The organism is Streptomyces sp. YIM S03343, assembly GCF_054729195.1.
Window position 1 is genome coordinate 4052842 of record NZ_JBPUKX010000001.1, and the last position, 12153, is coordinate 4064994.

The 12153-nt window shown below is 64.7% G+C and carries 6 protein-coding genes and 3 rRNA genes; 1 reads left to right on the forward strand and 8 read right to left on the reverse strand.

Features of this window, described 5'->3' with window-relative positions; translation table 11 throughout:
- Positions 1-295: 295 nt before the first annotated feature.
- From ACSYGN_RS17375 to ACSYGN_RS17405, 7 genes are all read right to left on the reverse strand, one after another.
- A complete protein-coding gene (locus ACSYGN_RS17375) occupies positions 296-1468 on the reverse strand; it encodes an acetoin utilization protein AcuC (protein ID WP_460396594.1) in 1173 nt (390 codons plus the stop codon).
- Positions 1419-2681, reverse strand: coding sequence for an MFS transporter (locus ACSYGN_RS17380; protein ID WP_460396596.1), 1263 nt, complete (start codon positions 2679-2681; stop codon positions 1419-1421). Before ACSYGN_RS17380 ends, ACSYGN_RS17375 begins: the two co-directional genes overlap by 50 nt.
- 120 nt (positions 2682-2801) lie before the next feature.
- Positions 2802-3407 carry a VC0807 family protein gene (locus tag ACSYGN_RS17385; protein ID WP_460403531.1) on the reverse strand — a complete coding sequence of 202 codons (606 nt, stop codon included), beginning with the start codon at positions 3405-3407 and terminating at the stop codon, positions 2802-2804.
- Between the two features lie 219 nt (positions 3408-3626).
- Complete coding sequence (locus ACSYGN_RS17390; RefSeq protein WP_460396598.1) at positions 3627-4271, reverse strand: HAD family hydrolase; 645 nt, start codon at positions 4269-4271, stop codon at positions 3627-3629.
- 73 nt (positions 4272-4344) lie between these two features.
- A 5S ribosomal RNA gene (rrf, locus tag ACSYGN_RS17395) occupies positions 4345-4461 on the reverse strand.
- A gap of 88 nt (positions 4462-4549) precedes the next feature.
- Positions 4550-7670 (reverse strand): 23S ribosomal RNA (locus ACSYGN_RS17400).
- A gap of 303 nt (positions 7671-7973) precedes the next feature.
- A 16S ribosomal RNA gene (locus ACSYGN_RS17405) occupies positions 7974-9499 on the reverse strand.
- The 16S, 23S and 5S rRNA genes sit together here, the layout of an rRNA operon.
- Before the next feature lie 729 nt (positions 9500-10228).
- On the opposite strand from ACSYGN_RS17405, the gene trpS reads away from it, so the two are divergent.
- Positions 10229-11254, forward strand: coding sequence for a tryptophan--tRNA ligase (trpS, locus tag ACSYGN_RS17410; protein ID WP_460396600.1), 1026 nt, complete (start codon positions 10229-10231; stop codon positions 11252-11254).
- A 61-nt stretch (positions 11255-11315) separates the two neighbouring features.
- Here the strand turns inward: trpS and proC are convergent, their stop codons facing one another.
- Complete coding sequence (gene proC / locus ACSYGN_RS17415) at positions 11316-12128, reverse strand: pyrroline-5-carboxylate reductase (RefSeq protein WP_460396602.1); 813 nt, start codon at positions 12126-12128, stop codon at positions 11316-11318.
- Positions 12129-12153: the final 25 nt, after the last annotated feature.

The window sequence follows — 12153 nt, forward strand, 5'->3', positions numbered from 1 at the left end:
GGGGAGGAACGGGTGGGCACAGCCCACAGCGCCGGGCGCCCTCAGATCCCGGCCCACCGCCCCCACGGCCGCACCCAGCACCCTCGCCAGACGCCACCCGCCGGACGGCAGCACTCACATCATGGCCCGAACCCGCCCGCGAAACGACCGAAACCGCACACCCACCGGTCACGATTCAGAGCAAGTCCCGCAGACGACATGCCCGTTCCGACCCGAGATCGATCAGCACGGCGCACGCCGACCTCGTCGAGGCCCGCCGTCGTACGGCTGCGGCAGTGCTACGGCTGCGGCAGTGCTACGGCAACAACCCCCGCAGCGGAAATACCGCCCGCCGAGTAGCCAGCACCGCCTGATCGATCCGATCCGCAGGGTCGTACCCCGCCTCCCACTCGGCCCACCGCACCGGCCACCGCCCGTCGGTCATCCGCATAGGCCCCAGCTGCCTCGTCAGCGCGTACGCCTCCTGCCGCCAGCTCTCCGGGATCACCGTCTCCGGCGAGACCGGCCGCCCCGCCGCGATCCCCACCAGATGCGTCCACGACCGCGGTACGACCTCCACCACCGCGTATCCGCCGCCGCCCAGCGCGATCCACTTCCCGTCGGCGTGCTCGTGGGCCAGCTCGTGGCAGGCCACCTGCACCGCCCGCTGGGCGTCCAGCGACACCGCCAGGTGGGCCAGCGGGTCCTCGAAGTGGGTGTCGGCGCCGTGCTGGGTGACCAGCACCTGTGGCCGGAAGTCGGCGAGCAGCTCGGGCACCACCGCGTGGAAGGCCCGCAGCCACCCCGCATCCCCGGTCCCGGCCGGCAGCGCCAGATTGACCGCCGCGCCCTCGGCGGCCTCCGCGCCGGTCTCCTCCGGCCACCCGGTCTGCGGGAACAAGGTCCGCGGGTGCTCATGCAGGGAGATCGTCAGAACGCGCGGGTCCTCCCAGAACGCCGCCTGCACCCCGTCCCCGTGATGCACGTCGACATCCACGTACGCGACCCGCTGCACGCCCAGCTCCAGCAGCCGGGCGATGGCGAGGGCGGCGTCGTTGTAGATGCAGAACCCCGAGGCGCCGCCCGGCATCGCGTGGTGCAGGCCGCCCGCGAAGTTCACCGCGTGCAGCGCGTCCCCGCGCCACACCGACTCGGCCGCGCCCACCGACTGACCGGCGATCAGCGCGGACACGTCGTGCATCCCGGCGAACGCCGGATCGTCCATCGTCCCGAGCCCGTACGACGGGTCCGCCGTGCGCGGATCCGCCGACGCGGCCTTCACCGCGTCGATGTAGTCCTGCCGGTGCACCAAGCGCAGCGTGGACTCGCCGGCGGGCTTGGCGGTCACCACCTCGACCGCGCGGTCCAGCCCGAGGGCGTCCACCAGGCCCCGGGTCAGCGCGAGCCGGACCGGGTCCATCGGATGGTCCCGGCCGAAGTCATAGCCGGTTACTGCCTCGTCCCACATCAGCTGTGTGCGGCCGCTCATGGCCTTCACCGTATCTTTCCCCTCGCGCCGCGAACGAGTGGGCATAGGCCAACGTCGCCAGCACGAGCACCATCGGTACCAGCATGGCTCCGCGGTAGCTCCAGACGTCCCCCAGCGTGCCGACGAGGGGCGAGCCGACCAGGAAACCGACGTAGTTGAAGATGTTGAGCCGCGCGATCGCCGCGTCCGAGGCCTGCGGGAACAGCCGCCCGGCCGCCGCGAAGGTCTGCGGCACCAGGACGCACAGCCCCAGGCCCAGCAGTGTGAACCCGAGCATCCCGACCCACGGCCCGGGCGCCGTGGCCACCACCCCGAACCCCAGCGCCGCCACCAGCGCCCCCAGCCGTACGACGGCCACCGCACCGAAGCGCCGCACCCCGAGGTCCCCGATGGTGCGCCCCAGCAGCGTGGTCACCATGTACACGTTGTACGGCAGCGTCGCGAGCTGCTCGGAACTGCCGAGGGTGTCCTGGAGGTACTTGGCACTCCAGTTGGAGACGGTGGAGTCACCGATGTAGGCGAAGGTCATGACGAGGCAGAGAGGCATCAGCAGCTTGAAGACGATGCCTCCACCGGGTATGCCCCCGCCCACGGCCTCGGGGTGCGTCTCCTGGGGCCCGGCCGCCACCGCTCCCGCTCCGGCCGCCAGCGCTCCCGCTCCGTCGACGTACCACCGGCTGCCGATGAGGGTGGCGGGCAGGAGCACGACGACGACGGGCAGGTACGACACCCACAGCGTCAGATGCCAGTGCGCCCCCGCCCACGCCAGCGACGCGCCCAGGATCCCGCCCAGGCTGTAGGCGGCATGGAAGCTGAGCATGATGCTGCGCCCGTACGTCCGCTGCAGGCTCACCCCGAGCATGTTCATCGAGGCGTCCAGCGCGCCGACGGTGAGCCCGAACACGGCCAGGGCCGGGGCCAGTTCGGTCAGCCGATCGCCCGAGCCGACACCGACCAGCGCGAGCAGGACGACGGGCTGGGACCAGCGCAGCAGCCGGCTGGGCCGGACCCGCTTCACCAAGTGCTCCGTGGTGACGCTCCCGACCCCGGCCAGGATCGGCACGGCGGCGAGGACGAGGGGCAGCAGCGCGTCGGAGACGCCGTACCGGTCCTGGATGGCCGGAATGCGCGTCACGAGGAGAGCGAACGCAACGCCCTGGGCGAAGAAGCTGAACGCCAGCGAGGCCCTGCCGCGCCGCAGCACATCTGTCATGGCGGCGAGCGTAGGGCCCCGTGCTACTGCTGGGTAGATCCGATCAAAGATGAATTTCCTTCAGTTTTACCTTCGGGTGTGCGAGAGGTGCTCGGCTGCACCGAGCATCTCTCCCGTCACTCAGGCGGCGGCGACCAGACGAGCCATCGGCTTGGCGGCGACCGCGCCGCCGACCACCATGCCGAGGCTCATCGCGGCGATCATGATGACGGACCCGAGCCACACCATGGTGTCCACCGGCACCGTGTAGGCGCCGATCACCCGCACCACGCACTCCGCGAGCAGCACCGCACCCCACACCAGGGAGAAGACCCGCTCCAGCCGCAGGAAGGCCGCGGACCGCTCCGCCGCACCGCCCGCCAGCCGCTCCCAGGCGGCTTCACGGGCCTCGTCGCCCCGAACGACGAACGGCTTGAGCCCGGCGGTCATCATGGGCCTGCCGAGCGCCACGGACACCAGGATCCCGATCCCGATGGTGCTGCTGACCGCGCTGTCCTTGGCGAGCATCAGCCGCGGGTCGCCGGAGACGAAACTGAGCGTCAGGGAGACCACGTTCACGACGAGGATGAGGGCAGCCAGCCCGTTGGCCTTCCGCTCCTTCACCACGCTCCAAGCGGTCCGCACGGCGGGGACCAGACTGCTCCAGGCGAGAGCGGCGAAGGTGCTCGTCCCGAGGGCGTCCTTGAGGAGGTAGTACGCGCCTATCGGCACCGCGACGTCCAGCAGGACGGGCCCGAAGTTCTTGCGGACGCTGGGCTTCTGGACCTGCTGGCTGTTCTCCTGCCGGACCTTCTCCTGGCAACCGTTCTCCTGGCGGCTGTTCTGCTGCTCGATGTGCGTCTGCGTCGTCATGCCCTCAGCTTCGCGGCTGGAGCGGGTCCGGCAGTAGGAACGATCGTCCGCAGCTCGGCATGACAAATGTCAGCGTCGGTCCCCCGACACGGGTCATATCAGCAGGTCGGCCAGGTCCTTGAAGTCCGCGAAGTAGTGACTGGCGCCGGGCAGTTGCTCGGGCGGCGTCATGTTGGTGAACCCGAGAACCTTCATCCCGGCCGCCACGCCCGCTCGGACGCCGAGCGGGGAGTCCTCGACGACGACACACCGCTCCGGCGGGACGCCCATCCGCTCGGCCGCGTGGAGGAAGAGATCGGGGGCGGGCTTGCCGCGCCGCACGTCCTGCGCGCTGAAGGAACGGGAGGCGTCGAACCACCGGTCCAGGCCGGTCTTCCGGTGCGCTCCGCGGATCCGATCGTGGGTCGCGGAGGAGGCCACGCAGTACGGCATCCCGTTCGCGGTCAGCTTCTCCAGGACGTCGACGACCCCGGGTATGGGCTCCAACTCCTGCGCGAAAGAGGCGAGGACGCGGGACTCCCAGACCTCGTTGAAATCCTCCGGCAGCCGCTGCCCGGACCGCTCCATAACCAGGTCGTGGACGCGATGCACCGCCGCTCCCTTGTAGTCACGCAGGGAGTCTTCCAGGGAGGTGGGGTGCCCGAGTTCGGTGAGGTAGCCGGCCAGATGCCGGTTGGAGATGAGCTCGCTGTCGACGAGCACACCGTCGTTGTCGAAGATGACCAGGTCATAGCGCATGGCCAAGACCCTAGCCGACAAACAGAGAAGCCCCCGCACATGGTGTGCGGGGGCTTCCCCTTCATCAAAACTTGTTCGGCGGTGTCCTACTCTCCCACAGGGTCCCCCCTGCAGTACCATCGGCGCTGTGAGGCTTAGCTTCCGGGTTCGGAATGTAACCGGGCGTTTCCCTCACGCTATGACCACCGAAACACTATGAAACTGTCCAGCCGCACCACGCAATAAAGCACGTGGGGCTGTTCGTGGTTTCAGAACCAACACAGTGGACGCGAGCAACTGAGGACAAGCCCTCGGCCTATTAGTACCGGTCACCTCCACCAGTTACCTGGCTTCCAGATCCGGCCTATCAACCCAGTCGTCTACTGGGAGCCTTACCCCATCAAGTGGGTGGGAGTCCTCATCTCGAAGCAGGCTTCCCGCTTAGATGCTTTCAGCGGTTATCCCTCCCGAACGTAGCCAACCAGCCATGCCCTTGGCAGAACAACTGGCACACCAGAGGTTCGTCCGTCCCGGTCCTCTCGTACTAGGGACAGCCCTTCTCAAGACTCCTGCGCGCGCAGCGGATAGGGACCGAACTGTCTCACGACGTTCTAAACCCAGCTCGCGTACCGCTTTAATGGGCGAACAGCCCAACCCTTGGGACCGACTCCAGCCCCAGGATGCGACGAGCCGACATCGAGGTGCCAAACCATCCCGTCGATATGGACTCTTGGGGAAGATCAGCCTGTTATCCCCGGGGTACCTTTTATCCGTTGAGCGACGGCGCTTCCACAAGCCACCGCCGGATCACTAGTCCCGACTTTCGTCCCTGCTCGACCCGTCGGTCTCACAGTCAAGCTCCCTTGTGCACTTACACTCAACACCTGATTGCCAACCAGGCTGAGGGAACCTTTGGGCGCCTCCGTTACTCTTTAGGAGGCAACCGCCCCAGTTAAACTACCCATCAGACACTGTCCCTGATCCGGATCACGGACCCAGGTTAGACATCCAGCACGACCAGACTGGTATTTCAACGACGACTCCACCACCACTGGCGTGGCAGTTTCACAGTCTCCCAGCTATCCTACACAAGCCGAACCGAACACCAATATCAAACTGTAGTAAAGGTCCCGGGGTCTTTCCGTCCTGCTGCGCGAAACGAGCATCTTTACTCGTAGTGCAATTTCACCGGGCCTATGGTTGAGACAGTCGAGAAGTCGTTACGCCATTCGTGCAGGTCGGAACTTACCCGACAAGGAATTTCGCTACCTTAGGATGGTTATAGTTACCACCGCCGTTTACTGGCGCTTAAGTTCTCAGCTTCGCCCCACCGAAATGGAGCTAACCGGTCCCCTTAACGTTCCAGCACCGGGCAGGCGTCAGTCCGTATACATCGCCTTACGGCTTCGCACGGACCTGTGTTTTTAGTAAACAGTCGCTTCTCGCTGGTCTCTGCGGCCACCCCCAGCTCAGGGAGAAAATCCCCTCACCAGGCGTGGCCCCCCTTCTCCCGAAGTTACGGGGGCATTTTGCCGAGTTCCTTAACCATAGTTCACCCGAACGCCTCGGTATTCTCTACCAGACCACCTGAGTCGGTTTAGGGTACGGGCCGCCATGAAACTCGCTAGAGGCTTTTCTCGACAGCATAGGATCATCCACTTCACCACAATCGGCTCGGCATCAGGTCTCAGACACATGAGCGGCGGATTTACCTACCACTCGTCCTACACCCTTACCCCGGGACAACCACCGCCCGGGATGGACTACCTTCCTGCGTCACCCCATCGCTCACCTACTACCAGCTCGGATCACCGGCTCCACCACTTTCCCCAACGGTAAACCGAAAGGGAACGGCTTCACGGGCTTAGCATCACCGGATTCGATGCTTTTCGCGTCACAGCGGGTACCGGAATATCAACCGGTTATCCATCGACTACGCCTGTCGGCCTCGCCTTAGGTCCCGACTTACCCTGGGCAGATCAGCTTGACCCAGGAACCCTTGGTCAATCGGCGCACACGTTTCTCACGTGTGAATCGCTACTCATGCCTGCATTCTCACTCGTCAACCGTCCACAACTCGCTTCCGCGGCTGCTTCACCCGGCAGACGACGCTCCCCTACCCATCACAGTCTCCGTTGGGAGTATGTACTGCAATGACACGACTTCGGCGGTACGCTTGAGCCCCGCTACATTGTCGGCGCGGAATCACTAGACCAGTGAGCTATTACGCACTCTTTCAAGGGTGGCTGCTTCTAAGCCAACCTCCTGGTTGTCTCTGCGACTCCACATCCTTTCCCACTTAGCGTACGCTTAGGGGCCTTAGTCGATGCTCTGGGCTGTTTCCCTCTCGACCATGGAGCTTATCCCCCACAGTCTCACTGCCGTGCTCTCACTTACCGGCATTCGGAGTTTGGCTAAGGTCAGTAACCCGGTAGGGCCCATCGCCTATCCAGTGCTCTACCTCCGGCAAGAAACACACGACGCTGCACCTAAATGCATTTCGGGGAGAACCAGCTATCACGGAGTTTGATTGGCCTTTCACCCCTAACCACAGGTCATCCCCCAGGTTTTCAACCCTGGTGGGTTCGGTCCTCCACGAAGTCTTACCTCCGCTTCAACCTGCCCATGGCTAGATCACTCCGCTTCGGGTCTTGAGCATGCTACTAAAACGCCCTCTTCGGACTCGCTTTCGCTACGGCTACCCCACCCGGGTTAACCTCGCAACACACCGCAAACTCGCAGGCTCATTCTTCAAAAGGCACGCAGTCACGAGAGTGTGCAAGCACACTCCGACGCTCCCACGGCTTGTAGGCACACGGTTTCAGGTACTATTTCACTCCCCTCCCGGGGTACTTTTCACCATTCCCTCACGGTACTATCCGCTATCGGTCACCAGGGAATATTTAGGCTTAGCGGGTGGTCCCGCCAGATTCACACGGGATTTCTCGGGCCCCGTGCTACTTGGGTGTCTCTCAAACGAGCCGCTGACGTTTCAGCTACGGGGGTCTTACCCTCTACGCCGGACCTTTCGCATGTCCTTCGCCTACATCAACGGTTTCTGACTCGTCCTGCTGCCGGCAGACAGCAGAAGAGAGATCCCACAACCCCGCATGCGCAACCCCTGCCGGGTCTCACACGCATACGGTTTGGCCTCATCCGGTTTCGCTCGCCACTACTCCCGGAATCACGGTTGTTTTCTCTTCCTGAGGGTACTGAGATGTTTCACTTCCCCTCGTTCCCTCCACACTGCCTATGTGTTCAGCAGCGGGTGACAGCCCATGACGACTGCCGGGTTTCCCCATTCGGAAACCCCCGGATCAAAGCCTGGTTGACGACTCCCCGGGGACTATCGTGGCCTCCCACGTCCTTCATCGGTTCCTGGTGCCAAGGCATCCACCGTGCGCCCTTAAAAACTTGGCCACAGATGCTCGCGTCCACTGTGCAGTTCTCAAACAACGACCAGCCACCCACCACCCCGCACCAACACGCGCGAGTTCACTGGGACCGGCATGCCGAAGGGCGAGCAGCGCTCGCACCCTCAGACACCCAACAGCGTGCCCGACACGTCCCTTCCGCTCTCACTGTGTTCCACGCCGAAGCAGTACTAACAGGGAGCATCAAGATCGTGCCGAGTAGTCAACGTTCCACCCATGAGCTGACCACCGCCGGACATTCGCCGGCGTAGTGGCTCTGGCTGCCTGACGGCAGCTAGATGCTCCTTAGAAAGGAGGTGATCCAGCCGCACCTTCCGGTACGGCTACCTTGTTACGACTTCGTCCCAATCGCCAGTCCCACCTTCGACAGCTCCCTCCCACAAGGGGTTGGGCCACCGGCTTCGGGTGTTACCGACTTTCGTGACGTGACGGGCGGTGTGTACAAGGCCCGGGAACGTATTCACCGCAGCAATGCTGATCTGCGATTACTAGCAACTCCGACTTCATGGGGTCGAGTTGCAGACCCCAATCCGAACTGAGACAGGCTTTTTGAGATTCGCTCAGCCTCACGGCATCGCAGCTCATTGTACCTGCCATTGTAGCACGTGTGCAGCCCAAGACATAAGGGGCATGATGACTTGACGTCGTCCCCACCTTCCTCCGAGTTGACCCCGGCAGTCTCCTGTGAGTCCCCATCACCCCGAAGGGCATGCTGGCAACACAGAACAAGGGTTGCGCTCGTTGCGGGACTTAACCCAACATCTCACGACACGAGCTGACGACAGCCATGCACCACCTGTACACCGACCACAAGGGGGACCCTGTCTCCAGGGTTTTCCGGCGTATGTCAAGCCTTGGTAAGGTTCTTCGCGTTGCGTCGAATTAAGCCACATGCTCCGCTGCTTGTGCGGGCCCCCGTCAATTCCTTTGAGTTTTAGCCTTGCGGCCGTACTCCCCAGGCGGGGAACTTAATGCGTTAGCTGCGGCACCGACGACGTGGAATGTCGCCAACACCTAGTTCCCACCGTTTACGGCGTGGACTACCAGGGTATCTAATCCTGTTCGCTCCCCACGCTTTCGCTCCTCAGCGTCAGTAATGGCCCAGAGATCCGCCTTCGCCACCGGTGTTCCTCCTGATATCTGCGCATTTCACCGCTACACCAGGAATTCCGATCTCCCCTACCACACTCTAGCCTGCCCGTATCGACTGCAGACCCGGGGTTGAGCCCCGGGCTTTCACAACCGACGCGACAAGCCGCCTACGAGCTCTTTACGCCCAATAATTCCGGACAACGCTTGCGCCCTACGTATTACCGCGGCTGCTGGCACGTAGTTAGCCGGCGCTTCTTCTGCAGGTACCGTCACTCTCGCTTCTTCCCTGCTGAAAGAGGTTTACAACCCGAAGGCCGTCATCCCTCACGCGGCGTCGCTGCATCAGGCTTTCGCCCATTGTGCAATATTCCCCACTGCTGCCTCCCGTAGGAGTCTGGGCCGTGTCTCAGTCCCAGTGTGGCCGGTCGCCCTCTCAGGCCGGCTACCCGTCGTCGCCTTGGTGAGCCACTACCTCACCAACAAGCTGATAGGCCGCGGGCTCATCCTGCACCGCCGGAGCTTTCCACCCGCCGAGATGCCTCGGCAGGTCGTATCCGGTATTAGACCCCGTTTCCAGGGCTTGTCCCAGAGTGCAGGGCAGATTGCCCACGTGTTACTCACCCGTTCGCCACTAATCCCCACCGAAGTGGTTCATCGTTCGACTTGCATGTGTTAAGCACGCCGCCAGCGTTCGTCCTGAGCCAGGATCAAACTCTCCGTGAATGCTTTTCACGGGAGCGGTACGAGAGGAGGAATAGTCCCCTCGTACACAGCGTCCTCGCTGTATTTTTCTTCAAAGGAACCACGTCCCGACCGGAGATCCGGCCAGAGACGGGGTATCAACATATCTGGCGTTGACTTTTGGCACGCTGTTGAGTTCTCAAGGAACGGACGCTTCCTTCGTACTCACCCTCTCGGGCTTTCCTCCGGGCTTCCCTTCGGTGTTTCCGACTCTATCAGATCCTTTCGGCGTCCGATTCCCCGTCGGAGGGGGTTGTCTTCCGGGCCTCTCGGCCCTTCCGACGAGTGAGACTTTAGCGGATTCCCGCCCCCCGCGCTAATCGGGGGTCTGCGCCCTTTCGAACGCGGATTCCTCATTTCGCAAATACGCACGCCAATTACACGACAGCAGCCGGATCGACAGCAGCCGAGTAGAGGTTGGTACTTGTGGAATGGCCGTCCGGGGACCGACCGGAGTCGACGCTCACGTCGGACAGCCCGGAGAACGTTACGGATCACGTCGCGGCATGTCAACCCGGGGCCGGAGGGCGTAGTCTGATCGGCATGACGACGCGTACGTGTACCCAGTTCTGGTGGGCCGCCTGACGGCGGCCGCGCTCACGTACGTAATCAACGGCCGCCGCTTCGGCGGCCGTTCGCGTTTCTCCCTCCCGAACCCGGAAGGAGCGGCCGCAGAGAGCGGCGGCCCCGACGGGACGAAGTGGAGTGGAGATGACTCGGGTCTTCAGCGGCGTCAAGCCGACCGGGCACCTGACGCTGGGCAACTACCTGGGAGCCATGCGGCAGTGGGCCGCGGTGGAACAGCACCGAGCGGACGCGTTGTTCTGCATCGTCGATCTGCACGGCATGACCGTGGACCACGATCCCGCCCGGCTGCGCCGGCTGACCCGGCAGGGGGCGACCCTGCTGCTGGCCTCGGGTCTGGATCCGGAGCTGTGCACGGTGTTCGTGCAGAGCCATGTCGACGAGCACGCCCGGCTGACCTGGGTGATGGAGTGCGTCGCCACCGACGGTGAGATGCGGCGGATGATCCAGTACCGCGAGAAGTCCGCACGGGAGCGTGAGCGGGGCGGCAGCGTACGGCTGTCGCTGCTGACCTATCCGGCGCTGATGGCGGCGGACATCCTGGCGTACGCGGCGGACGAGGTACCGGTGGGCGACGACCAGACACAGCATGTCGAGCTGGCCCGGGATCTGGCCGTGCGCTTCAACCAGCGCTACGGGCACACCTTCGTGGTGCCGCGGGCCACGCGTCCCGAGGTGGCCGCGCGGGTGATGAGCCTTCAGGACCCCACGTCGAAAATGGGGAAGTCGGACGATTCCGGGCCGGGGATCGTCTATCTGCTCGACGAGCCCGACGTGGTGCGCCGCAAGGTGATGCAGGCGGTGACCGACAGCGGGAGCGAGGTCGTCTACGACCGTGAGACCCGGCCGGGCCTGGCCAATCTGCTGGAGATCCTCGCCGGCTGCGTGGGCGGGGACCCGGAGACGCTGAGCGCGTCGTACTCCTCGTACGGGGCGCTGAAGAAGGACACGGCGGACGCGGTGGTCGAGACGCTCAGGCCTCTCCAGGAGCGGCATCACGCGCTCTGTGCGGATCCCGTGTATGTGGATTCGGTGCTGCGGGACGGGGCCGCGCGGGCCCGTGCCATGGCGCGGCCGGTCGTGGACGCCGCCTACCGGGCGATCGGGCTGCTGCCCGCACCCGCCGAGGAGGTCGTGGACGCGGTCCGGTAGGCGCGGGTCCGTACCCGACGAGCGAGGCACGCGGTGCGGGGTGCGATGCGCGGGGTGCGGGTCAGTCCTTCCGGCCCGCCGCCAGTTCGCGGCTGCGGTCGCGGGCGGCTTCGAGGGCGGCGATGAGGGCGGCCCGCACGCCGTGGTTCTCCAGTTCGCGGATGGCGCTGATGGTGGTGCCCGCGGGAGAGGTGACGTTCTCGCGGAGCTTGACGGGGTGTTCACCGCTGTCGCGGAGCATCACCGCGGCGCCGATCGCGGACTGGACGATCAGATCGTGGGCCTTGTCGCGGGGCAGACCGAGAAGGATGCCGGCGTCGGTCATGGCCTCGACGAGGTAGAAGAAGTAGGCCGGGCCCGAGCCGGAGAGCGCGGTGCAGGCGTCCTGCTGGGACTCCGGCACGCGCAGGGTCTTGCCGACGGCGCCGAAGATCTCCTCGGCGTGGGCGAGGTGCTCGGGGGTGGCGTGGCTGCCGCCGGAGATGACGGACATCGCCTCGTCGACGAGGGCCGGGGTGTTCGTCATGACGCGGACGACCGGGGTGCCGGCGGTGAGGCGTTCCTCGATGGACGCGGTCGTGATGCCCGCCGCGCCGCTGATGACGAGGCGGTCGGCGGGGATGTGCGGCGCCAGCTCGTCGAGGAGGGTGCCCATGTCCTGCGGCTTGACCGTGAGGATCAGCGTGTCGGCGGTCTTGGCGGCTTCCGGGTTGCTGACCGGGGTGACGCCGTAGCGGGCGCGGAGTTCCTCGGCGCGCTCCGCGCGGCGGGCGGTGACCAGGAGGTCGGCGGGTGCCCAGCCGGCTCGGATCATTCCGCTGAGCAGGGCCTCGCCGATCTTTCCGGTGCCGAGGACTGCGACTTTCTGGGTCATGGCTGGGGTGCCCTCCGGGGGGGTG